Genomic DNA, 23,712 nt, shown 5'->3' with positions numbered 1-23,712 from the left:
GCGCGTCACCCGGACCAGGACGGCTCACGCCGGCGTGCGACGGCTCCGGCCGGGTCGAGGTGACCGGTCGTCACCGGGCGACGACGGGCGGCTCCGCGTCGACCTGCCGCTGCTCCAGCACACCGCTCTCGGCGCTGAGGACGGTCGCCTCGAGCCAGAAGGCGTACGCCTGCCCGCTCGCGAGGCCCGTCAGGCGGGTCGTCACGCGTCGGCAGCCCGCGCCTGCCGTCATCGTTCGCCAGCGGACGAGCGGCTCCATGAGTGGGTCCTTGGCCCGCCGCGGACGTTGCCCGATGCCGCAGCAGGTGCCACGCCATCGTGCAACGTCTCCGGCATCACGGTCATGGCGCGGACGTCGGCTGGTGACGGGGATGCAACCCCGCCATCTACCGCTTTCCCCGCCATCACTGAGATGACGCGGAAGTTCCCGCACCAAGGCATGAGCGCTGAGCTCAGCCTGCCCCTTTCGCCTCGACCCGGATCAGCCGACCGCTCGGATACGCGGACAGCTCCCCGCCGCGATCCGTCGCCGCAGAGTCTTGACGCTCACCCCCGTCGTCCGGCCGGCCGCCGTGGCCAGGGACTCCAGGCGTCGATGTGCAGTGATGGGCACATGGCCACCTCCTCGCTCACCGAGGCACCGGGCCAGGTCCGGGTGGACCTCGGCGCCCCGACGACGACGCCGAGCCCCGGGACGGTGTTCCGCGCAGATCGGGTCATGGTGCTCGGCTCGGTTCGACACGGATCCGACGAAGAACGGCCCTTGACCTGCATCTCTGCAGGTCAAGGGCCGATCTCTTTCAGAGCGACATCCTCGAGCAGCTCCCCATCAACGAACGGTGACGGCGGCGGCGATCGTGAGCCGCCCCGGGGTTGATGGAGGGTCTGAATCCGCGAAGGATGATGACCATGCCAGCACCGAGGAAGTACCCGCAGGGGCTGCGAGAGCGAGCGATCAGGCTCGTGAGCAGGACCCTGAGCTGTCGGTCAACGTAGCGGTGTGGCGATGTCGGTCCCCGCCGGTTCACAGGCCGCCACCGGGTTCTACCTCACCGGCTGCCTCGACTTCTCGTCCGGCATCTGCCGCCTCGGTGTTCCCGCTCCCTCAAAGCCGGCTCTGTTCATGGCCACCGACCCGGAAGGGCACCCGGCGACCGGACTCATGTTCCAGACGCTCGGACAGAGCGGGCAGGCCAGCCTTCCGCTGCAGCAGCCAGCCAACGGCCCCGAGCACAACCCCGCCGCCGCTACCCTGAGCATCAGCGGGAACAACGTCACCCTCGACACCACCTCCGGATTCCAGCCAGCCGACACCATCGACGCCTGGCTGGTCTCCCACGGCACCGCCGTCCAAGCCCGCTCGATCAAGGTCGGCGGCGGCAACTGACCTCGCAGACACTCGTGCCTGTCGCCCAGCACCATCAACCCCTCCAATGTCGCGGCCAGCCCCACTCCGACGCACGTCGCGTCGCGCCCCGCCACCGTCACACCGAACGCCGCCAAACCCAGCCGGGTCTCCGGACCGGCAAGAGGCAGCTCATAGGCAAGTCCGCGATGAACTAAACGCCGTCCCCTTTGGGCGCCCACGTCGAGACTTGATCGAGTCGGCCAACGGGCCGGGGCGGAACACCATCGTCAGCCGCGATGAGTTCGACCGGCTGGCTTGCGAGACCGAGTGACAAGGTCCCGGAACTCATCCGCCGGGACGCGCAACGCGGCATGAGCGGACGCGGTCATGGTGTGATTTGCCGGTGATCAGCTCTGCCGACGAGTACAAGGAGTGGTTCGACGCACCGGCGTCGGATGAGCGGGTCAGGAAGCTCAGGGAGCCGGCCACGCAGGAGACCTGGCTTGAGGTGATCGAGCGGTTTCCCGAGTGCCGGGCAGAAGTAGCGCGGAGTCGCGAACTGCCGCTCGCTGCGTTGGAGATCTTGCGACACGACGAAGACGAGAACGTTCGTTGGCGTGTTCGGATCTGCGCCTCGTGGCTCGAGGCCCACCCGGACGACGGTGAGCCCTGGAACGACGACCCCAGCACTCCGATTCAGTTCCGCTTGTCGGATGACGAAAGAGCTCTGCTCCGCTTCGGCCTCAGCGAGTGGGGAGGCCCAGCAGATTGCACCGAGGAGTTTGCGGTTGCGATGGGTTTCGACAACGTTGCCGACCTGTTCGCCAGCGGCACCCGGATCGGCGAAGCTATCGCGGCTGGAGTGCCACTGAGCAGAACCGACTGGACCCGGGCTCTGCTCGCGACAGAGGTCGTCTTCGCAAGCGACGTCATTGGCTCTGGTGGAGATTGGCAGATCACCACTGGCTTCGGCGATGAAGCCACGCTCGGGATGTTGCGGTCACTTCAACGACGCATGGTCATGTGCCGCGGAGTCGTCGGCAAGGTCTTCGGGACGCGGCCCGCTCGGCCCCACGCGTAGGTATCCACTCATCGGCAAAGCCGATCTCAACGCGGCATAGGAAGACGTTGAGCGTCTTCGGTCTGGCGTGGCGAACGTCCTCCTGATGCGCTTGTTCGGGCTTGGTGTCCCAGAGCGCAGAAGGAGGACGTTCATGAGCAACGGTAGTAGTGGTGTCTCTCGAGGGGACCGGAACCGCAACGCGAGGCTGGCCCGGTTGCGAGCAGCGGTGCCGGTGTCGAACGCGATCGTCGGGATCGACCTCGCGGACAGGAAGCAGATGGTCGTGGTGACTGACCACGACTCGAAGGTGCTGGCTCGTCGCACGTTCCGGGTGAAGGCGTGGGAGCTTGGGGCGGCGTTGGACTGGGCCGCCGAGCGCGCTGGCAAGGACGGGTTCGTGGGGGTGACGGTCGCGTGTGAGCCGACCGGTCACCGTTGGCAGGTTCTGGGCCAGCTGGCTGCCGACCGTGGTATGCCGTTCGTGTGCGTGCAGCCGGCCGCGTCGGCGTACGCCCGCCGCGCTGAGGACCTCACCTTGGACAAGACAGACGACAAAGACGCCGTCCTGATCGCCCGCCTGACCGCGCAGCTGACCTGCTACCTGCCCGAACCGCTGGATGCGACCTGGGCCCGGCTGCGGCACCTGGGCGCCCGCCGAGAGCAGCTGGTCGAGGAACACGTCGCGTGCGTGCAGCAGGTCCGCGACCTGCTGGAGTGCGTGTGGCCCGCAGCCCTGGAGACCGCGAAGCAGCCGTTCCGCTCCAGCACGTGGGTCGCCGCGCTGGCCGTGGTCGTCGGCCGCGACGGCGGAGACCTCGCTCGCACGCGCCGCCTGGGAGCGGCCCGGTTCGAGAGCGCGGTCCGGCGTGAGGTCACCCGCCGCGGCGGGGCCCGGCCGTGCCTGCGGATCGCGCGCCGCCTGTTCGCCGCACTGACCGACCCGGCCGGGGTCACCACCCACCGCACGGCCACCTTCGAGCGGGTCGCGTGGGTGCTGCAGGACTGGGACCACGCCCGCACCCGCCTGGTCGAGGTGCAGGCGCGAATGGTCGCCGTCCTGGACGAGCTGGAGCTGACCGCCTTGGCGACCTCGATCGATGGGCTGTCCGCGGTCGGTGCTGCGGCGATCCTGGCCGAGACCGGCGACCTGACCCGGTTCACCTCCGCCCGGGCCGTGGTCAAACACGCCGGCCTTGCCCCCAGGGAACGCAAGTCCGGGGCGTTCACCGGCCGGGCCCGCCTGTCCGGCGCCGGCCGACCACGGCTGCGGGTCGCGGCGTGGCGGGCAGTGTGGGGGTGCCTGCAGACCAACCGGGTGTACGCCGCCCGCTACCGGTACCTGACCACCCGCGAGGACAACCGGCTTACCCCGACCCAGGCCCAGAGCGCGGTCGCCGGGGCCATCCTGCGCCAGCTCCACCACGTCATCACCCACCGCCAAGCGTGGGATCCGACCGTCGCCGCCCACGGCGCCCCGATCGTCGAAGTGGTTGCGGCATAGGCTGATTCGACTCACTAGCGCTCCACGCTGACGCGTCCCCAAGGGCTGGGGCGGGGCGAGCCTTCCGCGGCATCGAGAACCAAACCGGTATCTCGTCGCTCATCACAGGCCGCCCCGTCCCGTCGTCGACACAACCCGATCACACGCTGCCGAGCCCACCTCGATTAGCTATGCAGGGACCGACGACGGAAGACACCGGGCACCCGCCCACCCCTTGACGCTAAACACCTCACGCTGATGAGCGGTCACTCGGCCAGTAGGTTCTCTCGCATGGAGAGCCCGACTCCCCGCATGCTCGCCAACCTCATCCGAGCAGTCGCTGTCTTGTCTCTCCCCGCTGCTGATCAGGTGGCTTGGATCGACTCCCTTGGGGTGGGTCCTGCAGTGGATGAGCTCGCCCTGGAACTGGGCGATGGCGTGCTGCTGGCCCCTCAGTTCGTAAAGTCGGGATGGTTAGGTGCTGATGTCCTGCCGCCCTTGCGAGTTCTGGATGCGCTTCTCCGCGACATGAGCGGACCCGAGAACGCCCAGCTGTGGCACACCTCGTCACTGGCATCCTCACCTCGTTGGGCCGCAGCCCGGGCGCAGGCGAATGAGGTCCTCCGCGCGATCCGTTAAGAGCGTGGGCTAACGCTCTGCGGCATGAGCGATCGATGCCCTGGCAGGTCCACGAGGGCGCTGCGCATCCCATGAGGCGCGAAGAGCTGCGCCCCGTATTCGATGACGAGCCAGACATCGTGTGTCACGATGCGGCAGGTCGATAGGAAGCCCACGAGGAGCCGAAGAGCGTGCAGTCAAGTTCCGGGGCAACGCGCCTTAGTCGGATTGCCCTCGCGGTAGCGACCTTGTTGGCGGTCGCCCTCGTGTTCACCCGACCGGATCTACGCGACGACTGGCTCTTGGCCTATGACTCCGTTTTGCTCTTCGCGATCTTAGCTTTGATGGCCCTCGCGACGGACCGAGCGGCCCTCCTATTAGCTGCTGGTGTCACTGGGGTCGTGGGGGTCGCAACCATTCTGGCGCTCCTGGGGATTGAGGCAGTCAGCGTTCGTTGGCCTGCAGCCATTCTCTTGCTCGCTGTCTGGCTTGGGGTTGCGGCAGGATGGCGGCTCCGCGATCAGCGTGCAGTTACTGGGTGTGTCCCATTTGGTCGGGCGTGATGGTGGCGGGTGTGTTCGTTGAAAGCGCGGGAAGGTCAGAGCCCGATGGCTGCGGCCGCGTGGTCGTACCGCCTCAGGTCGGCTTCCACATCGCCGCGGGCTCTTCCGGCGGATGCGGCCTGACTGGTCGTCGCCATGCGGAAGAGTAAGGCGCGGGCGACCGCCGCCACGGACACGCCTGCCTCGTCCAAGAGCGATGCTTGCGCGCTGTGCCAGCACAGCGCGTCAGCAACAACGACACCTTCGGCGTACTCCGGTGGACGCCAATAGGGCGAAATGTCGATGACGGCAGGCGGCAGCGTGGGACTGAACATCACGTTGCCCGTCAGATCTCCGTGCACGATTTGCGACGCTCCAAGCGGCTCAACTGCGCCGTGCAGCCGTCTGCCAAGGGCCGCGAACTCGGGGCGGAACCGGATGTTGTGCTCGCCCCATGCGACTCGATCCGCGATCGCCCACCAGTCATTGCGCGCGTGAAGACAATCCGGTCGGCGCAGGTGCGCAACTGCTTGGTGGAACGCCCGCCCGGCTTCGATGATCTTGAGCCAGGTCGACTCCTTCGTTTGGTCGGGCTCGGTGCCTTCGACCCACTGGGTCGCTGACCAGCCGTCCCAGGACCATGTGCCGTGGATGGTCCGGACAGGAGTCGCAAGACGGAACTCCGCGGCTGATACACCCTCAAGCCCCTCGCCCAGCCACGCGTGAATGGGACCGCTGCCCGGCTTGAGCACCAGACCACCGGAGCGCCACGATGTGCCCTGCCCGCCAGTCAGGAGCCGCGGTGGATCGTCCGCACCGAAAGCTTCCAGCACACTCGCTGGCACGTGTTCAGCGGTCACAGAGGCACGGTAAGACACCGGGGCCATGCCGTCGGTATGCATCTAGCGCGATACAAGGTTCATGATGCGGCTGCCAGCACCAGCGCGCGCGTCCGGGCGCTGGCGATGTGCCGCAGAGTGGTGGCGATGCAGACGACCTGGAGCCAGCCGGTCGCTGAGGCGGTGGTGTTCTCGAAGGACTTGGCGAGTCGGCGGCTGCGGCCCAGACGTCCGTGGGCCACCTCGACGCGCCAGGCGTGCCGGATAGGGCGAAAGACCGGCTGCTTGTCATCCCACCCGACCCGGCGAACCTCCACACTGTGCCGACGGCCCAACTTGTCCGCCGCCCGCGCGCTCACGCCACGGTCGACCAGGACCAGCTCCAGCCGCTCGGTCACGCCCTGCCGGGCGAGGTGGTCGAGCACGACCCGGGTGGTCTCGTTCTCGTGCATGGAGGCCGGCACGACCAGCCCGGTCACCGGCAGCCCGGTGACGTCGACCGCGACGACCCGCTTGGCACCCTTCGTCCGACCGAACGGGCCGCCCCGGTCGTGAAACGTCGCCCCGCCGTTGGACCCGCCGCGGGCCAAGTGAGTGTCGATGACCACCATCGACGGCGTGGCCTCGGCGCGTCCCTCGGCCTTGCGGGCAGCGGTGTGCAGCACGGTCAGCGCGCGGGCCCAGGTGCCGTTGCGTGACCAGCGGCGAAACTGCGACCAGACCCGGGTCCAGGGTCCGAACGACTCGGGCAGGTACCGCCACTGGCAGCCGGTCTGCGCGATGTACAGCATCGCGTCCACCACCAGGCGCAGGTCGTCACCGTGCTTGCGGCCCCGCTTGCCCGGAGCGTTGAGCACCGGCTTCAGCAGCGCCCATTGCTCATCGGTCAGGTCACTTGGATACGCCATGCCGCGCACCGTGCCGACCAACGGCCGGGCGGCAATAGGGACACACCCAGTTAGCACCTGGGTGGGCCGCGTCTAGTCCCTGGGCGTGGTTATGGCGCCCAGGCGACCCCTTGGTTGTAATCGCCCGAGCAGCGGCATGAGCGAACGTTCGTGACTAATGCGGCTTTCAGTCCGGGCTGTCGGCGAGGATTACTGCCATGCAGATCAGGGTCTTGCGAGTCGGGGAGCCACCGCCACTCGTTGTCGATTGCGACGGCCCCGGTGGTCGGCTGATCGGCGAGTGGCGGGGCGACGCCGCGCCGGCCGTCGGTGATCTCCTCGATGTCGAGATCGACCTCCTCGGTGACCTCTCCTGGGATGGGCATGCACATCCCACGACGGAGGGCGAGGGCTTCGATGGGCACGTGGCGATCGGTGTCGTGGAGGACGTCCTTGCTGAGTGCGTCACCCTCCGAGTCGCAGGAAGCGTCGTCCTGTTGGAGGCGGCTGGAACTCCGCCCGCAGACGTAGTTGGCCAGCGCATAGCTTGGGTGACGCAGGGCTTCGCTCTCTGGCCTACCGGTACTTAGCTCTGCCACTCGCGGCATGAGTTGACGTGTCCTGGGCCGTTGGGTCCCGCGGAACTCATGCAGGACCTCAGTCAGTCTCGCGGACGTGGCGGTGACCCAACGGGAACCAGAGATGCACCGGTGACCTCGTCGTCACGGGCACCATCCACGGTCCCCGACAACGCCACCGACAGGAAGACCTTGGCGCAGTGAGCGGACGGGTGTGCATGATGCGCGGCAGCGATGGGCCCGTGCCGTCGGGTAGCTCCTCCGCCCATCGGACTCCGGCCGCTACCCACACCGGCCCTGAGCCAGTCGGGTTAGGGAAGACTCGCCACATGCAGGAGTGGACGCTGGAATCCGACGCCATCATTGGCCTTCCTATCGATGATCTAGCCATGCGCGTTCTCGATGACGCGAAGGCCAACGGTGAGTGGAACTGGAGGAACTGGCTGCTGAGTGCGCAGCAGACCTACGGCAAGAACTCGCAGGCGATGCTGGCTCTAACGGAGGCTTGGGCATGGCTCGCGAATCGCGGCTTGATCGTTGCGGACGTGAACCAGTCGGCGGAACAGGCCTTCTTGATCAGTCGTGCAGGGCATCAGGCACTCGAGGAGGGACTGCCTTGGCTGCGTGCCGTTCAGAGACTGGACGTTGAGCTGGTCATGGAGCTCGAGGCGCGAGCCCGTCCGCAGTTCCTTCGCGGCGACTTTGAAGCTGCGGCCTTCATCGCCATGAAGGAGGTGGAAGTTCGAGTCCGTGAGCTGTCCGGCCTACCGAACGAACTTGTCGGCGTGGACTTGATGCGGCAGGCATTTCGCCCGGGGCGAGAGGGCAAGGAGGGGGGCCCTCTTTGGAAGGAGGAAGGGCACGCGGGCGAAGCCGTAGCCGTGATGGAGCTGTTCGCCGGGGCTCTCGGGCTCTTCAAAAACCCTGCCAGCCACCGACGCGTCGACTTCAGCGATCCGACTGAAGCAGCTGAGGTGGTCCTCCTCGCGGACCTTCTCTTGCGACAACTCGCGAAGTAGCTCAGCCCGTTGGGCACGATCTCAGAGTGCCGGGCTGCTAGGCGCGACCACCTCGCGGCATGAGCGGAAGTGCCTACTGGTCCACCTCGGTTCGTGGAGGATGTGATCGTGGACAACGTGGTTGAGGACGCCTGCGCTGTGATGACAGCAGCGTTCGACGGCCTCTTGGTGGCATTGGACACCGATGGCGACGTCGCTACGGCGGCCCGAACGGCAGAGGACGGGCTGGAGTTTCTGCACATCGTTCTCGAGCAGCGCTACGGGATGGGCCTCATCTCCGATTGGACAGACCCGGACGATAGACCCTTCGATGGGCCGGTAGTCCGAGTTCGTCTGGTGCTCGATGTGGTCGATGAAGAGCATCGCGACGGCGTGATGAGCTCCGTCGACGAGGAACTTTGCCATGCGTTAGACGAAGGCAGGTTCAGGATCCTGTCCACTACCCGGGTCTTCCCCGGCGCCCGAGGCAGTGCCGCAGACAACGTCGGTGGCGAGGCCGCTGATGTGCCAGCCCTGTCATATGGCGGTCCGGTCCCGGTCCCGGCGCCGGAGCTCAGCGGAAAGCTCGAGCGGCAGCGACAGCGTCTCGCACACGCCCTGCAACGGCTTCTCGGCGCGCTCGCCACGGACGGCGAGAGCCCTCGAAACAAGAATCGACGCCGGGTCTACGAGCGCCAAGAACGATTCGAGGCACGAGTCGAGTGGCTCCACCGGAGGGTGCTCCGTCGCTCGGGCGCACCGCTCGTGACGAGTTGGGCGTATATGTGGGACGACCTGCCTTGGACTGGCCCAGTGGTTCTTCGAACCGTCTTCGACGTGAACGACGAGGCCCGCGAGGACCTGCTACCGGCTATCGAGCGGACGCTCGACGGGCTTGCGCCGGCGAGCTTCAGGCTCGTCTCCGCTGCCGCCACTGCGCAGTAGCCCGATCCGCGGCATGAGCGCACGTTGGATCCGGCCCGTGTAGACGGTGAGCACTCACTACGGTTCTGCCATGGCCTGGACATAGACCCATGTCTTCATGGATCCACTCGTGGACCTGCGATCGAAGCCGGACCGTGCCAATGCCCTTGCCGCGGAGCTCCTGTGTGAGATTGGCCGAGGTCATGTGCTGGATGGGCAGCTATGGAGGATGGTTGCCGAAGCCATCCCGCAGGATGAAGTGCTGGTCGCGCTGGGGAGACAGCCTTCCTCGTTCACCTCACGTGGACTGGGCACGCTGAAAGCCCGCCGTGGCCTGCGGCGGAGCGCGTCGACAGCGCTGAGGCGCTCGAGCGTCTCATGGAGTTCAGGTACTGAGGAAACGCGGCATGAGAGAACGAATCGTCAGGGCACGTAGGCCAGTTCGACCGTGAACCGAGGTCCGTCTACTTCCTCGCGCACGCTGACCTCCAGAACGAGGTCGGAACGGCCCTCTTGAGTGGTCCACAGGTCGATGTGGCAAAACCACCGTTCGCCCCGCCGCTGGCAGACCGACGTCTCCCACGAAGTCGCCGGAAGGGAGATGAAGTCGACGTCGCCATAGTCCTCGAGCGCGTCGCGACACTGCGACCAGACGACGTCCGAGACTGGCTCCAGTCTCTTGATGTGGCGACCTTGGCTTCCGTCCCCTCGCACGAGCTGGTCAACGATCTCGCCCAGCGCTGGCCGCCAAGCAGCAGGCACGGAAGTCACCTCGGCCCCGTCGTCCAGTCCCCTTGGAAGCATGACCCGACGATAGGGCGAACTGTCTATCGACTCTTTCTCAACCAGACTGTTAGCGGCACGTGAGTGCGGATCGGGTGGCACTCTGCAGCCGTGGCGAGGCGGTGGTTCAAGCGGCGTTGGGATGAGTCGCGCGGCGACGAGTTTGATTCGTGGGGTGGGTCGACGTGGTTCTTCGAGGTCGGCGACGATGGCTGGCCGACGCGCCAAGTCGAGGTTTACGACGATGGCCCGATCCTGCGATACGGACCGGGCCGCACTGAGGACGAGTACGGGGGGCTAGGAGCCGCCCGACTGGATGCCCTCGAGGACTGGACTCGTTGGGTCATATCAGCAGCAGAGTTCGAGGAAGCCTGGTCCTCCGCTTCCTGACGCAGAACCGCGCTTGATGCCGCATGAGCGGGTGCTCACTCGTAGCCAGTAGCCGCCACGATCATCTCCGCGAACAGCCGCCAGCTGGCATCGTCTTGGTCGTCACGGCCGACCACGCGGGCCTCGGCGAACGCGGCCAGGGCTCCCAGAAAGGCCGCGAGGCTCGAGTTCTCCCACTCAAGTTCCCCGCCGCCGACTTGAAGATCACCTAGCACGGCCTCGAGAAAGTCCCCGAAGCTATCCCGGTCGGTGACCGACGCCGGATCCGCGGTCGTCGAGCGTCCGGTCTCGTAGTCCATGTCGGGGATGCTGTCATGGGTGACAGCGGACGCGAGCTCATCGACCGGAAGGGCCATCACCCGATCTGCGGCATGAGCGCTCCTTTCCGCTACCGTTCCCGCATCCCGACAACAGGTTCCCAGGGGAGCCCGAGGCGAAGAGCCGAAGCGGCAGGCGTAAAGGGCGGCAGGCGGGAGGCCCGCGCGACGAGGTCAGCGATCGTGACCCCAGGTAGTCCCTGCCGCACCCTGGCCCCCTTACCGCGGCGACAAGGCCCCACTAAACGCGGCATGAGCGGGCCCGTCGGCCCGCCGCGGACGTTGCACGATGCCGCAGCAGTTGCCAGGCCATCGTGCAACGTCGCTGTCGTCACGGTCATGGCGCGGACGTCGGCTGGTGACGGGGATGCAACCCCGCCATCTGCCGCTTTCCCCGCCATCACTGGGATGTCGGGGAACCTCGCGCTCATCGGCATGAGCGATGACTTGCAACTGCGTCATTTCGCCGCGATCGGGCGACGACCCAGCCGAGCGGACGGATCGCTATTTGACCGCGAGCACGTCGATCGGTGAGATCACGGCATCCTCAGCCAGCAGGTCTGAGGCGACATCCTGAAGTGCCGCCGGGATCTGGCCGTTGACGTGGGCCTGACGAGCGTCTTCGCTCTCGAAGGTGTCGAAGATCCCGTACGTCGTATCGTCGAGTCGGAACGCGTACCAGGTGACAGTGCCATCCTCCTGGACTGCCAGCTCTCGGCCTTCCCTCAGGAACTGTCCTAGCTCATCCCCCTTGCCGGGCTTGGCCTTCAACGTCGCCAATAGTCCTCGGTCGACAGCCATGTCTTGGTCCTCTCCTCGAGATACCCCGCAACCGGCGGTGCGATGTCGAGTGTGGCATCGCTACTCGGCGGGATTTGACCGTACGCCCTCAGACACGCACGAGACCTCTCACGAGCTCGCGGGTCCATGCCACCAACGGGTCGTGCCCCGGCGACGCTGATCACACGATGTGCCTCCCCCGCCGGACCGCAAGCGCCTGCGCGACCGGACTGGTCCTTGACGCAAATTGGGACCATCGGCTGATCGATGCGTCAGGCGTTCGGCGCTGTGCAGCGGCACAGGGGTGTGCGACGGGCTCACCCGGCCGGACTGCCGTCGAGCTTGATCACTAGGTGGTGGTCCATGGCTTCCTGCAGTGCATCGCCCGAACTCACGAGACCGCCCCTAGCGACGCTGTCCAAACGCACGCTCATGGGCTGAGAGAGCGGACACGGCCACCTGCGTCATACCGCCGCCTTCTGTCGCGGTGCAGGGAGGCTTGGCCCCGGATGGTGCAACCAAAGCGCCCCACGATGCCTTCGCGCGCCGCCCACGCTCGAGCGGCGTCGAGCTTGCCGCGCGAGCGCCGTCGCCGGCGCCGGCATCCCAGGGATCGCCCGCGACCGTTGCTAGGCCGTCGAGCCCCGCGCGTCGCTCCAGCGGACAGGCTGAACGTCCCGCACCGAGCGAAACGTGGGGATCTGGACGAACAGGGCGTCTACGTCACTCGCCTCGACCCGGATCAGCCGTCCGCTCCGGTAGGCGGACAGCTCCCCCGCCGCGATCCGTCGGCGCAGGGTTTTGACGCTCACCCCCGTCCGGTGAGCAGCCGTGGCCAAGGACTCCAGGTGTCGATCTGCAGTGATCGGCATACGACCACCTCCTCGCCCCCCAAGGGACCGCACCAGGACCTGGGTGGACCCCGGAGTCCCCATGAGGCCATCCAGGGCGCCGGAGACCGGCAGGGCCCCACTAGGGACGCCAGACGGCAGCGGCGCGCCCCGACGCTCCGACACGGTTGACATCTGAGTCGGCGACCGTGCCCAGCGTCACGGGGGAAGTCCTCGATCCCACAGACGGGTCTATCGGGCCATTGAGATGGCCCTAGGCCGGCAGAGGCCTCGCTCAGAAGGTCCCGGGCCATCGTCGCCGGCCCAAAGCAACTCCGAGCTCGTGGCCAGCGCATCGGTGCGCCGATAGCCGCTGTTTCCTCGGAGTGTCAGGTCAACATCGAGACCCAAGGCGGTGGACGACGCAGAGCGTCGGGTCAACCCACGGCGTGCGTGCGATGTCCGGAGCGGATAGCACGCGGATCGCACGGGTCGAGATGAGAACGGCCCCTGCCCTGCATCTCTGCAGTTCAGGGGCCGTTTCTCGTGGTGGGCGATACTGGGTTTGAACCAGTGACCTCTTCCGTGTCAAGGAAGCGCGCTACCGCTGCGCCAATCGCCCGTGTCGGGTCCTACTCGAGGTGGAGACGGGATTTGAACCCGTGTACGCGGCTTTGCAGGCCGCTGCCTCGCCTCTCGGCCACTCCACCATTGGGGGCGGCTAACCCTCCGAGCGGATGACCGGGTTCGAACCGGCGACCTCAACCTTGGCAAGGTTGCGCTCTACCAACTGAGCTACATCCGCGCGCGACGGAAGCGATCCCTTTCGGCATCCCCTCTCGGCGTGCTCCGAAACAGTATCCGACCCGTGCCGCGAACTCCAAACCGGGGCCGGAGGAGGCGAGCCGGAGCCTCAGCGGTCCTTCTCGGAGCCCGCGAGGACCTCGCGCGAGGCCGGCGTCTCGGCGGGCTCGGCGGCGTTGGCGAGCGGCGTCAGCGGCTGCTGCGCCGCGGTCCGCAGGCTGCGCAGGTCGAGCTCGTCGGTCTCGCCCGTGCGGCGGTAGTCGCCGAACGGGTCGTGCGGCGCGACCGGGGCCGGCACGGCGCGGTGCCGGATCCGGTCGAGCAGCCGGGTGTGCAGGGCGCGCCGCTCGTCGGCGGGCCACAGCTCGCGGATCGCGCCGTTGAGGGCGGCCCCGATGAGCACGGCGATGGCGAGCGCGTAGAGCCAGATGAGGATGACGATCGGGGCCGAGAGCGGGCCGTAGATCGAGGTCCCCCCGAGCGAGGCGGCGATCGAACCGCGCACGACGAAGGACGCCAGCGCCCAGATGACGAGGGTGAGCACGGCGCCGGGCACGTCCCGGGTCCACGGCGACCGGTGGGGGGTCGACACGTGGTACAGGCTCGTGAGGCCGCCGACGGTGAGCAGCGTGACGAGCGGCCAGTACAGCAGCGTCAGCGGGTGCCACGCCGTCGGCAGGAGGTCGCCGAGCAGCGTCGGCCCGAGCAGGACGAGCGGGATGGTGACGATGCCGAGGAGCAGGGCCACGACGTACAGGGAGAAGGACAGGGCGCGGGTCTGGATGATGCCGCGCACCCCCGACTGCCCGTACATGATCGAGATGGTGTCGACGAAGACGTTGACGGCGCGCGAGCCGGACCAGAGGGAGAGGACGAAGCCGATCGAGAGCAGGTCGAAGCGGCCACCGCGCAGGACGTCGTCGACGGTCGGCCCGAGCACGCTGTCGATGACCTGGGGTGTGAGGAACTGCGTGGCGTAGCGCAGGATCGCGACGCGGACCTCGTCGACGGTGTCCGGGCCGAGCGCGCCCCCCAGGTAGCCCAGGCCGCCGAAGAGCCCGAGGACGAGCGGCGGGAGCGAGAGCAGCGCGAAGAACCCGGCCTCGGACGCCAGCCCGGTCACCCGGTAGCGCAGGCAGATCCGGGTCGTCACGACCGTGAGCCGGGCGACCGCCAGCGCCCCCGGGACCTGCGCGAGGGCCCGGCGCACGCGGCGCTTCGCGTCGGTCATGCGGCCCACGGTATCCGCCGTACCCGGCATCGGGGTGCACCCGCGACGCGACCGACCGTCCGCGTCAGGGGCTGAGCTCGAGCCGCTCGCGCTCGGCCTCGACGTCGAAGTCGGCGGCGGGCCACTGCGGGTCCATCCGCTCGAGCGCCTCGAGGAGCAGGTTGGTGACGGCCAGCCGCGCGTACCACTTGCGGTCGGCGGGGACGACGTGCCAGGGCGCCGCGTCGGTCGAGCAGCGCTCGAGGGCGACCTGGTAGGCCTCCATGTAGTCGCTCCAGCGGGCCCGCTCGTCGAGGTCGCCCGGGTTGTACTTCCAGTACTTGTCGCCGCGCGAGAGCCGCTCGCCCAGGCGCGCCTTCTGCTCCTCGGGCGAGAGGTGCATCATCACCTTGACGACCGTCGTGCCGTCGGCGACGACCTGCTCCTCGAACCGGTTGATCTGGCCGTACCGGCGCGACCACGTCGTGCGCGGCACGAGGTCGTGGACGCGCACGATGAGCACGTCCTCGTAGTGCGAGCGGTCGAAGACGCCGATGAGTCCCGGCGTCGGCAGCGCGCGACGGATGCGCCACAGGAACGGGTGGCGCCTCTCCTCGGCGCTCGGGGCCTTGAAGGACGTGATGCGCACACCCTGCGGGTCCACGGCGCCGACGACGTGGCGCATGATGCCGCCCTTGCCGGAGGTGTCCATCCCCTGGATGACGAGGAGCACCGAGCGCGTGCCGCCGCCCTTGGACTCCGCGAAGAGCCGCTCCTGGAGGTCGGAGAGCCGCTGCTGGAGCTCGCCCATGACCTCCTCCCCCTCGGCCTTCTTCCCGTCGAAGCCCGGCGTCGAGCGGGGGTCGAGGTCGACGAGGCGGAAGCCCGGTCGCACCCGCAGGGCCTGCGACCACGACGCCGCCTCGACGGCCTCGTCGGCGCGCGCCTGCGCGGCGGCCTCCCGCTTCCGGCGGGCCTTCGTCGCGGCCTTGCCCTCGAGGTCGGCCGCCTCGACGGTCCGCGCGGCCTTGGTCCCCTTGCCCTTGCGCTTGCCCATGGCGGCATCCTCGCAGAGCAGCCCTGCTTGGATGACGGGATGCGCGTGCTCATCGACCCCCGCCGCCCCGCCTCCCCCGGAGGGCGCGTCGCGGCCGCCGACCTCGTCGGCCTCTACGCCCCGCCGGCGCGACGGCGCTGGGTGCGCTCCAACATGGTGACGACGCTCGACGGCTCGGCGACCGGCGCCGACGGGCGCAGCGGCTCGGTCAACACCCCCGCCGACCACCGCGTCTTCGCCGTGCTGCGCGACCACGCGGACGCCGTCCTCGTCGGGGCGGGCACCGTCCGCGACGAGGGTTACACCCGCGTCCGTCCGACCCGCGGCTCCCCCGTCCCGGCCGCGCTCGTCGCCGTCACCCGCAGCGGCCGCGTGCCGGAGGGTCTGCGCACGCCGACCGAGGGGCGGGGCGCCGGCCTGCTCGTGACGTGCGCGTCCGCCGGGGACGCCGCGCTGGCCCGGGCCCGGTCCGTGCTCGGCGAGGAGTCGGTGCTCGTCTGCGGCGACGCCGAGGTCGACCTGGCCGACGCCCTCGACCGGCTCGCCGAGCGCGGGCTGCGCCACGTCCTGCTCGAGGGCGGGCCGTCGCTGCTCGGCACGGCGCTGGCGGCCGGGGTCGTCGACGAGATGGCTCTGACCCTCGCCCCCGTCGTCGTCGGCGGCGGCGACTTCCCGCGGATCGTCGGCGGCCCGCCGCTGGCTGCCCCGGACGGGGTGGCCCTCAGGCCGCACCTGCTGCTCGAGGAGTCCGGCACGATGCTCGGTCTCTGGCGCGTCCGCTCCTGACCGCCCGGCTCGTCACCGGTTCGCCTCAGCCGGAGGCGAACTCCCCGACGAGGCGCTCCCAGCGCTCGGGGTCGGTGTTCCACTCCTTGCAGTGCCGGGCCAGGCGCCACTCGTGGAACTCGACGAGGTCCGGGCGGGCCTGGGCGAGGGCGAGCGAGGGGCCGAAGGGCACGAACTCGTCGTCGGCCGAGTGGATGAGGAGCACCCGGTGGTGCAGCTCGTCGGAGCGTCGGACCCAGTCGGTGAGGGCCAGGTCGACCCCCTCGTGCACCCCGACGAGCCGGTGGCCGAGGCGGTGGCGCATCAGGAGGCGCGCGAGCGAGCCGACCGGCGGCGGGATGTGGTGCTGGTGCGCGTGGTGGGCGAGCACGTGCCCCCAGTCGACGACCGGCCCGTCGAGGACGACACGGCTGACGAGGTCGGCGCGCGGCGAGCGGTCGAGCGCCTGGAGCACGATGGCCCCGCCCATCGACCAGCCCACGAGCAGCAGCTCCTGGGCACCCCGCTGCACCGCGTGGCCCATCGCGGCGTCGATGTCGCGCCACTCCGAGAGCCCCAGCGCGTAGCGCCCGTCGGGCCCCGCGGGGACGCCCTCGTCGTTGCGGTAGGTCGGCGCGAGGCAGGTCCATCCCGCGGCGAGCAGCGGTGCCAGCGCCCGGACGGTCTCCTCGCGCCGGGCGCCCCGGCCGTGGACGAGGACCGCCCACCGCGTCGTGGGCCGGCCGTCGGGCGCGACGACCCACGCGGGCATCGGCCCGAGCTCACCGTCGTAGGTGACGTGCACCGTCGGCAGGTCGAGGCTGTCGTCGGGCGCGCTGCCGAAGTAGTACGGGTTGAAGCGCGCCGTGCCCGGGCCGAGGACACCGCGGTCGACCCCGAGCAGCTCGCGCCGGACCTGGCCGGCCGTCGCGTCGAGCTCGAGCACCTCGCCGTACCGGGCGTGCCCCAGCCCGCCCTCGAGCCAGAGCCCGTAGCGGCCCGGCACGACGGTCTCGGCGGTCGTGCCGAGAACGACGGTCCGGGAGTCGGCCGAGTGGACGACGACGTCGTCGGGACGGGCGCGCTCCGGCGTGACGACCCGTCGGGCGAAGTAGGCCGCGGCGGCCACCGAGCCGCCACCCGACGCGAGGGCCGCCGTCCCGCCGACCGCGGCGCCGGCCAGGGCGAGGCGGCGGGCCCGACCGGCGCGGGCGGGGTCGCGCTCGCTCACGTCGGCTCCCCCGCGAGGACGGCCGACAGGTCGTAGGACACCGGCTCGTCGAGCTGCGTGTAGGTGCAGTCGGCGGGGTCCTTGTCGGGGCGCCAGCGCACGAACTGGGCGGTGTGCCGGAACCGGACCCCCTCCATGTGGTCGTAGCGCACCTCGACGACGCGCTCGGGCCGCAGCGGCGTGAAGGACAGGTCCTTGCCCGCGGCCCACCGGCTGCCGGCGGAGCTCTGGGGGGTCCGGTGGCCCTCCTCCTGCTTCGCCCAGGCCCACGGGTGCTCGTCGAAGTCGGTGACGAGCGGCTGCAGCTCCGCGAAGAGCTCCTGGCGGCGGGCCATCGGGAATGCACCGATGACCCCGACCGACACGAGCGTGCCGTCGGCGTCGTGGATGCCGAGGAGCAGGCTGCCGATGACGTCGTCGCCGGACTTGTGGGTGCGGTACCCGGCGACGACGCAGTCGGCGGTGCGCTCGTGCTTGATCTTGAGCATCGTGCGCTTGTCCGGCTCGTACGGCCCGTCGGCCGGCTTCGCGACGAGACCGTCAAGCCCCGCCCCCTCGAACTCGGTGAACCACCCGGCGGCGACCGCGGGGTCGCGCGTCGCGGGGGTCAGGTGCACCGGGGCCTGCGCGTCGGCGAGGGCCTCCTCGAGCAGCGCTCGGCGCTCGGCGAAGGGCCGGCCGGTCAGGTCGTCGTCCCCGAGCGCGAGCAGGTCGAAGGCGACGAACCGGGCCGGCGTCTCGACCGACAGCTTCGTGACCCGGCTGGTCGCCGGGTGGATGCGCTGGCTGAGCAGCTCGAAGTCGAGCCGGTCCTCCCCCGGCCGGACGACGATGATCTCGCCGTCGACCACGCAGCGCTCGGGCAGGTTGGCGAGGGCGGCCTCGACGACCTCGGGGAAGTAGCGCGTCATCGGCTTCTCGTTGCGGCTGCCGATCTCGACGCGGTCGCCGGAGCGGAAGACGATGGAGCGGAAGCCGTCCCACTTCGGCTCGTAGACGACCTCGGTGTCGTGCAGCACTTTCGCGTCGAGGCCCTTGACCGGCTTGGCGAGCATCGGCGCGACCGGGGGCACGACGGGCATCCCCCACTCCTCGCGCGCCGCGGCGTCGCGCTCGGCCTTGGGGGCCATGTACTCGGCGTCGGCCTTGTCCTGGCGGCGCTTGCTCGGCTGCACCCGCGGCGGCTCGCCGGGCATCTTCGGGTAGTCCGGCGGGAAGTTGAGCTCGCCGAGCCCACGCTCCTCGACATCCCTGTCCCACAGGGCGATCGCGGTGGTCACGTCGCCCACGGCGTCGTCGATGCCCGCCCAGGCGTCGCCCCGGTCCTCGAGGACGTCGGGCACGGTCAGCACCGTGAAGTCCCCCGGCGCGACGGTGCTCAGCTCCTCCCACGTGACCGGCATCGAGACGGGGGCGCCGGGCAGCGGTCGCGGGCTGTACGCCGACGCGATGGTGCGGTCGCGGCAGGCCTGGTTGAAGTCGACGAAGACGCGCTCGCCGCGCTCCTCCTTCCACCACGAGGAGGTGACGAGGTCGGGCAGGCGGCGCTCGAGCTCGCGGGCGATGCCGATGACCCCGTGGCGCACGTCGAGGAACTCGTGCGTCGGCGCGACCCGCGCGTAGACGTGCACGCCCCGGTTGCCGCTCGTCTTCGCCCAGGCCGTGAGCCCGAGCTCGCCCATGAGGTCGCGCAGCGCGAGGGCGGCCTCGACCGCGTCGGGGAACCCCCGTCCGGGCTGCGGGTCGAGGTCGATGCGCAGCTCGTCCGGCCTGTCCGTGTCGGCGGTGCGCACCGGCCACGGGTGGAAGGTCACGGTGTTCATCTGCACGGCCCAGACGGCGGTGGCGACCTCGTCGACCACGATCTGCGGGTGGCGCCGCCCGCTCGGGTAGCGGCAGCCGACCGTGCCGACCCACTCGGGCATCCCCTTCGGCGGGTTCTTCTGGTAGAACTCCTCGCCCTCGATGCCCTCGGGGAAGCGCTGGAGCGTGACCGGGCGGTCGCCGATGTGGCGCACGAGGCAGTCGCCCACGGCCTGCACGTACCCCGCGAGGTCGCCCTTGGTGATGCCCGCGTCGGGCCACATGAGCCGGTCGGGGCTGCTCAGGCGGACCTGCCGGACGCCGTGCGGCCCCTCGACCTCGACGATCTGTGCATCGGCCATGTCCCGGAGCCTAACGACGGGCTCCGACGGACGGGCGGAGGCGACGGGAACCATCGGGGCGCGCGTGGTGTTGGGACGGACATGACGATGAAGCCCACCGGTCACGAGTACACCGTCCGCAAGACCGACGCCGAGTGGCGCGAGCAGCTCTCCCCCGCCGAGTACCAGGTGCTCCGCGAGGCCGGGACCGAGCGCCCTTGGGTCGGGGAGTACACCGACAGCAAGACGACCGGCGTCTACGCCTGTCGGGCGTGCGGCGCCGAGCTCTTCGAGTCCGACACGAAGTTCGAGTCGCACTGCGGCTGGCCGTCGTTCTGGAGCCCGCTCGCCGGCGAGTCGGTCGAGCTGCTCGAGGACCGCTCGATGGGCATGAAGCGCGTCGAGGTGCGGTGCGCCTCGTGCGGCAGCCACCTCGGGCACGTCTTCGAGGGCGAGGGCTTCGACACCCCGACCGACCAGCGCTACTGCATCAACTCGATCAGCATGACGCTGCGCCCCGCCACCGACGCCTGACCCGAAGCGCGTCACCAGACCCCACGTCTCGCCTGATCCCACGCGTCACACGCGTATCGGGTCACCCGATACGGCCTCGCTTCACCCGAGTTCCGTTCTCGGGTGAAGCGCGTTCTTGTCCGGGAAGGCGCGTCGCGTCAGACGTCGGGCCAGCGCTCGGCCCGTGCTCGCGCCGCCACGAGCCGTGGCCCGAGCACCGCGGGGGCATCGAGCTCGGACCAGATGATCCGTTCGAAGAGGTAGCCGGCCCGCCGGCCGCGGTCCTCGCGACGCTTCTCCTTCCAGAGGGCGTCGGGGTCGCTCGCGTACTTGACGCGACCGTCGAACTCCAGGACGAGCAACGTGCCGTCGACGCCGAGGTCGCCGTAGCCGAAGACCCCGCCGGCGTCCCGCAGCGGCAGCTGCGGCGTGACGCTCCATCCCAACCCGACGACGAAGAGGCGGGCGAGCGTCTCGCCCACCGACTCGGAGCGTCCGTCCATGAGGGCGAGAGCGGTCCGCACCCGCCCCGACTCGGGCCATCCCTCGACGCGGTCGGCGACCGCGGTGATCTGCTCCCGGGTCACCAACCGATGCTGCAGCGCGTGGTCGGCGGCCACGACCGCCGCGACGTGCCCGTGGTCGAGCGCGGACTGCACGACGGCCGCCGCGATCCTCGTCGATGCGTCCGGCGCCGGCTCCAGGGTCCGGAGGGCGGGGTGCGGCGGGCGGATCCGGCAGAGGTCGGTCAGCACCTCACGATGGACGGGCCGGACCACGTCCGCGCGGTCGGAGGGCACGCCGTGCACGGGGGCACCCGCGAGGACGAGGGCCGACACCCCCACCGCCCGGGCGTCGGGGTACAGCGCCAGCGCCGCGCGGGTCCGCACGAGGAGCCGGGCATCCAGCCGGCCGTCCCGCCAGGGGCTCGTGCTCGACACCGAGCGAGCCACCGTGTGCACCTCGCGGTCACGCCGCAGGCGCGCGAGGCCGCGGTCGCCCACCCCGACGCGTCGCGCCTGGGTCGTCGTGAAGACACCGCCCTGGGCGTCGGCCAGCGATCGGAGTGCGTCGTTCATCGGGCCAGCGTCGGCTGATGGGCGGCGGCTCGTCACCGGGCCCGGACAGATCTGTGGACGGCGCCATCCCAGGACCGGCCCTGTGGATGACCGCCGTCGCCCCGGACAACGCTGCGCCTCACCCGACAACGGTTCCCGGGTGAGGCGCGGTCGTATCGGGTGACCCGATACGCGCGTGACGGGTGGTGCTCGCGGAACGGGTCAGCGCAGGCGGGCGACGAGGTCGGGCACCGCGACGAGGGGGCCGGTGTAGAAGGGGATCTCCTCGCGGACGTGCAGGCGCGCCTTGGACGCCCGCAGCTCGCGCATGAGGTCGACGATGCGGTGCAGCTCCTCGGCCTCGAAGGCCAGCACCCACTCGTAGTCGCCGAGGGCGAACGCCGCGATCGTGTTGGCGCGGACGTCGGGGTACTCACGCGCCATCTGCCCGTGCTCGACGAGCATGTCGCGGCGCTCCTTGTCGTCCATGACGTACCACTCGTACGAGCGGACGAAGGGGTAGACGCAGACGTACTTGCCGGCCTCCTCGTCGGCCATGAACGCCGGGATGTGGCTCTTGTTGAACTCGGCCGGGCGGTGCAGCGCCGCCACCGACCACACCGGGTCGAGGTGCTGGCCGAGCTCGGTGCGCAGCAGCGCGTGGTACGCCTGCTGCAGCGCCTCGATGGTCGAGGCGTGCCACCACACCATGACGTCGGCGTCGGCGCGCAGGCCGGCCACGTCGTAGACGCCGCGGACGACGACGTCCTCGGCGCCGAGCGAGGCGAACAGCTGCTCGACCTCGTCGGCGAGGTCGGTGCGGTCGGCGTCCCCGAGCGGCTCGGCGAGGGCGAACACCGACCACATGGCGTAGCGGATGGTGTCGTTGATCTCGCGGATGCGGCTCGCGCCGGGCTTGCTCGGGGCGGGACGGCTGGGGGTGCTCATCGCGACTCTCCTCGGGGTGCTGCGGTGCTCGCCGCGCCTGCCGCGGCGGAGGTCAGGTGCGCGACGACGCCGTGGGCGGCGGTCGTGGCGGAGGCGATGACGGCGGGGACGCCGACACCGTCGTAGGTGGCGCCCGCGACCTCGACGCCCGCGAGGTGCGCGACGTCCTCACGCACGGCGGCGACGCGGTCGACGTGGCCGACGGCGTACTGCGGCAGCGCACCGCCCCAGCGCTGGACGTGGTGGTCGACGACGGGGGTCAGCGGCGCCCCGAGCGCCTCGCCGACGTCGGCGACGGCGAGCGTCACGAGGTCGGCGTCGTCGCGCTGGAGGACGGCCTCCTCGCCGGCGCGGCCGAGCGAGGCGCGCAGGTGGACGACGTCCGGGGACAGCGAGCCGACCCAGGCCCACTTGTTCGCGCTGAAGGTGCTCGCCTTGATGGACCGCCCGTCGACGGGCGGCACGAGGAAGCCCGAGCCGGGCAGGTCGGGCAGGCCCTCGCGGCGGACGGCGAGGGTGACGACCGCCATCGACGCGGTCTCGACCTCGCCGAGCAGCCGCGCGGTGGCGGGGGCGAGGTCGGCGAGCAGGCGGGCGGTGGGGGCGGGCGGCAGGGCGAGGACGACGGCGTCGGCCTCGAGGGTGACGGGGTCCGCCGCCGAGCCGACGACCAGGCGCCACCGGGCGCCGTCGCGCTCGAGGCCCCGGACGACGGCCCCGGTGCGCAGCAGGGCGCCGCGCGTGCGCAGGGCCTCGGCGACCTCCTCGGGCAGCCGGCCGATGCCCCCGCGGATGCCCGCGAAGGGCTGGCGCGGCGCGGCGGCCGGGGCGTCCGGGCCGGGCTGCTGCGCGGAGGGCGGCGCCGTGGGCAGCCCGCCCGCGACGGCGCGCAGCCAGAGCGCCGGCATGGTCGCGCGCAGCGAGAGGCGGTCCGCGTGACCGGCGTACACGCCGCCGAGCAGCGGCTCGACGAGCCGGTCGACGACGGCGCGACCCATCACGTGGCCGACGTAGTCGCCGACGGAGACGTCGTCCGTCACCCCGCCGCCGGGCCAGGGCTGCGGGTCGGCGGCGCGGGCGACCTCGTCGTCCGACAGCACGCCGCGGGCGGAGGCCGGGTCGGTCGGGACCCCCATGAGCGTGCCCTGCGGCAGCGGGCGCAGGACGCCGCGCGACCAGAGCGTGGCCGACGTGGTCGCCGGCGTGACGAGGTCGTCCTCGGCGATGCCGACCCGGCGGGCCAGCGCGAGAGCCTCGGGACGGACGGCCAGGAGCGACTCGGCGCCGACGTCGACCCGGTGCCCCGCCACGGCGTCGGTGCGCAGCTTGCCCCCGAACCGGTCGCCGGCCTCGAGCACCGTCACGTCGGCGTCCGGCAGCGCGTCGAGGACCTCGAGGGCCGCGGTGAGGCCGCCGATGCCGCCTCCGACGACGGCGACGTGCGGCCGGGTCGTGGGGGCGTCGGGCATGCCCTCAGGTTCTCACGCGGCCCCGGCGCGGACCTGCGCGGGTGCCGGGCGGCCGGCCTCCCGACGAGACCGGGCCGATGCGCACCCGTGACCACATCGAGACCGCACGCCGGGAACTCCGGCCCGCGGCGACGCG

The 23,712-nt window shown here is 70.3% G+C and carries 22 protein-coding genes and 3 tRNA genes; 8 read left to right on the top strand and 17 right to left on the bottom strand.

The features are described from left to right. Nucleotides 1-70: 70 nt before the first annotated feature. Nucleotides 71-259 carry a hypothetical protein gene (locus tag HL663_RS12380; RefSeq protein ID WP_173028666.1) on the bottom strand — a complete coding sequence of 63 codons (189 nt, stop codon included), beginning with the start codon at nucleotides 257-259 and terminating at the stop codon, nucleotides 71-73. A 747-nt stretch (nucleotides 260-1,006) separates the two neighbouring features. Here HL663_RS12380 and HL663_RS12375 point away from each other — a divergent pair. The 3 genes from HL663_RS12375 (at nucleotide 1,007) to HL663_RS12365 (ending at nucleotide 3,912) form a co-directional block, all read left to right on the top strand. Continuing rightward, complete coding sequence (locus HL663_RS12375) at nucleotides 1,007-1,387, top strand: hypothetical protein (protein WP_173028665.1); 381 nt, start codon at nucleotides 1,007-1,009, stop codon at nucleotides 1,385-1,387. A 364-nt stretch (nucleotides 1,388-1,751) separates the two neighbouring features. Further along, on the top strand, nucleotides 1,752-2,429 hold the full coding sequence (locus HL663_RS19165) for a hypothetical protein (RefSeq protein WP_216842558.1): 678 nt from the start codon (nucleotides 1,752-1,754) through the stop codon (nucleotides 2,427-2,429). 214 nt (nucleotides 2,430-2,643) lie between these two features. Then, complete coding sequence (locus tag HL663_RS12365; RefSeq protein WP_173028664.1) at nucleotides 2,644-3,912, top strand: IS110 family RNA-guided transposase; 1,269 nt, start codon at nucleotides 2,644-2,646, stop codon at nucleotides 3,910-3,912. Nucleotides 3,913-5,107: 1,195 nt separating this feature from the next. On the opposite strand, the gene HL663_RS12360 is transcribed toward HL663_RS12365, so the two are convergent. Continuing rightward, the gene (locus tag HL663_RS12360) at nucleotides 5,108-5,911 is read right to left on the bottom strand and encodes a TIGR02569 family protein (RefSeq protein ID WP_173028663.1); all 804 of its coding nucleotides are present in this window, start codon (nucleotides 5,909-5,911) and stop codon (nucleotides 5,108-5,110) included. Between the two features lie 59 nt (nucleotides 5,912-5,970). Beyond that, complete coding sequence (locus HL663_RS12355; protein ID WP_173028662.1) at nucleotides 5,971-6,798, bottom strand: IS5 family transposase; 828 nt, start codon at nucleotides 6,796-6,798, stop codon at nucleotides 5,971-5,973. A gap of 197 nt (nucleotides 6,799-6,995) precedes the next feature. On the opposite strand from HL663_RS12355, the gene HL663_RS12350 reads away from it, so the two are divergent. The 3 genes from HL663_RS12350 (at nucleotide 6,996) to HL663_RS12340 (ending at nucleotide 9,298) form a co-directional block, all read left to right on the top strand. After that, on the top strand, nucleotides 6,996-7,367 hold the full coding sequence (locus HL663_RS12350) for a hypothetical protein (protein WP_173028661.1): 372 nt from the start codon (nucleotides 6,996-6,998) through the stop codon (nucleotides 7,365-7,367). A 317-nt stretch (nucleotides 7,368-7,684) separates the two neighbouring features. Further along, nucleotides 7,685-8,374 (top strand): TIGR02391 family protein, encoded by a 690-nt coding sequence (locus tag HL663_RS12345; protein ID WP_173028660.1) that lies wholly within the window; start codon nucleotides 7,685-7,687, stop codon nucleotides 8,372-8,374. A 108-nt stretch (nucleotides 8,375-8,482) separates the two neighbouring features. Continuing rightward, entirely contained in the window at nucleotides 8,483-9,298 is an 816-nt protein-coding gene (locus HL663_RS12340) for a hypothetical protein (RefSeq protein WP_173028659.1), read from the top strand. Nucleotides 9,299-9,700: 402 nt separating this feature from the next. Here HL663_RS12340 and HL663_RS12335 read toward each other — a convergent pair whose 3' ends face one another. The 9 genes from HL663_RS12335 to HL663_RS12295 form a co-directional block, all read right to left on the bottom strand. Then, on the bottom strand, nucleotides 9,701-10,039 hold the full coding sequence (locus HL663_RS12335) for a DUF7668 domain-containing protein (protein WP_173028658.1): 339 nt from the start codon (nucleotides 10,037-10,039) through the stop codon (nucleotides 9,701-9,703). Between the two features lie 446 nt (nucleotides 10,040-10,485). After that, nucleotides 10,486-10,749 carry a DUF7660 family protein gene (locus tag HL663_RS12330; protein WP_173028657.1) on the bottom strand — a complete coding sequence of 88 codons (264 nt, stop codon included), beginning with the start codon at nucleotides 10,747-10,749 and terminating at the stop codon, nucleotides 10,486-10,488. A 522-nt stretch (nucleotides 10,750-11,271) separates the two neighbouring features. Next, nucleotides 11,272-11,568 carry a putative quinol monooxygenase gene (locus HL663_RS12325; protein WP_173028656.1) on the bottom strand — a complete coding sequence of 99 codons (297 nt, stop codon included), beginning with the start codon at nucleotides 11,566-11,568 and terminating at the stop codon, nucleotides 11,272-11,274. A 608-nt stretch (nucleotides 11,569-12,176) separates the two neighbouring features. Continuing rightward, nucleotides 12,177-12,419: a helix-turn-helix domain-containing protein gene (locus HL663_RS12320; protein WP_173028655.1), complete on the bottom strand. Its 243-nt coding sequence runs from the start codon at nucleotides 12,417-12,419 to the stop codon at nucleotides 12,177-12,179. 505 nt (nucleotides 12,420-12,924) lie between these two features. Next, a tRNA-Val gene (locus HL663_RS12315) sits at nucleotides 12,925-12,999 on the bottom strand. A gap of 17 nt (nucleotides 13,000-13,016) precedes the next feature. Beyond that, nucleotides 13,017-13,087 (bottom strand) — tRNA-Cys (locus HL663_RS12310). Nucleotides 13,088-13,109: 22 nt separating this feature from the next. Then, a tRNA-Gly gene (locus HL663_RS12305) sits at nucleotides 13,110-13,182 on the bottom strand. Nucleotides 13,183-13,290: 108 nt separating this feature from the next. Continuing rightward, entirely contained in the window at nucleotides 13,291-14,412 is a 1,122-nt protein-coding gene (locus HL663_RS12300) for a YihY/virulence factor BrkB family protein (protein WP_173028654.1), read from the bottom strand. 64 nt (nucleotides 14,413-14,476) lie between these two features. Beyond that, nucleotides 14,477-15,448, bottom strand: coding sequence for a polyphosphate kinase 2 family protein (locus HL663_RS12295; RefSeq protein ID WP_173028653.1), 972 nt, complete (start codon nucleotides 15,446-15,448; stop codon nucleotides 14,477-14,479). Nucleotides 15,449-15,487: 39 nt separating this feature from the next. On the opposite strand from HL663_RS12295, the gene HL663_RS12290 reads away from it, so the two are divergent. Continuing rightward, nucleotides 15,488-16,234 carry a dihydrofolate reductase family protein gene (locus tag HL663_RS12290; protein ID WP_173028652.1) on the top strand — a complete coding sequence of 249 codons (747 nt, stop codon included), beginning with the start codon at nucleotides 15,488-15,490 and terminating at the stop codon, nucleotides 16,232-16,234. Between the two features lie 25 nt (nucleotides 16,235-16,259). Here HL663_RS12290 and HL663_RS12285 read toward each other — a convergent pair whose 3' ends face one another. Beyond that, on the bottom strand, nucleotides 16,260-17,444 hold the full coding sequence (locus tag HL663_RS12285) for an alpha/beta hydrolase family protein (protein WP_286175595.1): 1,185 nt from the start codon (nucleotides 17,442-17,444) through the stop codon (nucleotides 16,260-16,262). After that, nucleotides 17,441-19,609 (bottom strand): ATP-dependent DNA ligase, encoded by a 2,169-nt coding sequence (locus tag HL663_RS12280; RefSeq protein ID WP_173028651.1) that lies wholly within the window; start codon nucleotides 19,607-19,609, stop codon nucleotides 17,441-17,443. Before HL663_RS12280 ends, HL663_RS12285 begins: the two co-directional genes overlap by 4 nt. 81 nt (nucleotides 19,610-19,690) lie before the next feature. Here HL663_RS12280 and msrB point away from each other — a divergent pair, with 81 nt between their 5' ends. Beyond that, nucleotides 19,691-20,122, top strand: a complete 432-nt coding sequence (gene msrB, locus HL663_RS12275; protein ID WP_173028650.1) for a peptide-methionine (R)-S-oxide reductase MsrB — start codon at nucleotides 19,691-19,693, stop codon at nucleotides 20,120-20,122. Between the two features lie 137 nt (nucleotides 20,123-20,259). On the opposite strand, the gene HL663_RS12270 is transcribed toward msrB, so the two are convergent. The 3 genes from HL663_RS12270 to hemG form a co-directional block, all read right to left on the bottom strand. Next, nucleotides 20,260-21,180, bottom strand: a complete 921-nt coding sequence (locus HL663_RS12270) for a type IV toxin-antitoxin system AbiEi family antitoxin domain-containing protein (RefSeq protein ID WP_173028649.1) — start codon at nucleotides 21,178-21,180, stop codon at nucleotides 20,260-20,262. A 201-nt stretch (nucleotides 21,181-21,381) separates the two neighbouring features. Next, nucleotides 21,382-22,107, bottom strand: coding sequence for a hydrogen peroxide-dependent heme synthase (gene hemQ, locus HL663_RS12265; protein ID WP_173028648.1), 726 nt, complete (start codon nucleotides 22,105-22,107; stop codon nucleotides 21,382-21,384). Further along, complete coding sequence (gene hemG, locus HL663_RS12260) at nucleotides 22,104-23,576, bottom strand: protoporphyrinogen oxidase (RefSeq protein ID WP_173028647.1); 1,473 nt, start codon at nucleotides 23,574-23,576, stop codon at nucleotides 22,104-22,106. Before hemG ends, hemQ begins: the two co-directional genes overlap by 4 nt. Nucleotides 23,577-23,712: the final 136 nt, after the last annotated feature.

Origin of the sequence: Arthrobacter sp. NEB 688 (genome assembly GCF_013201035.1) — a bacterium.
In the GTDB taxonomy this organism is placed as follows: Bacteria; Actinomycetota; Actinomycetes; order Actinomycetales; family Dermatophilaceae; genus Phycicoccus.
Note: the sequence above shows the minus strand (reverse complement) of the source record. Positions and strands in the feature narration are given on the sequence as shown.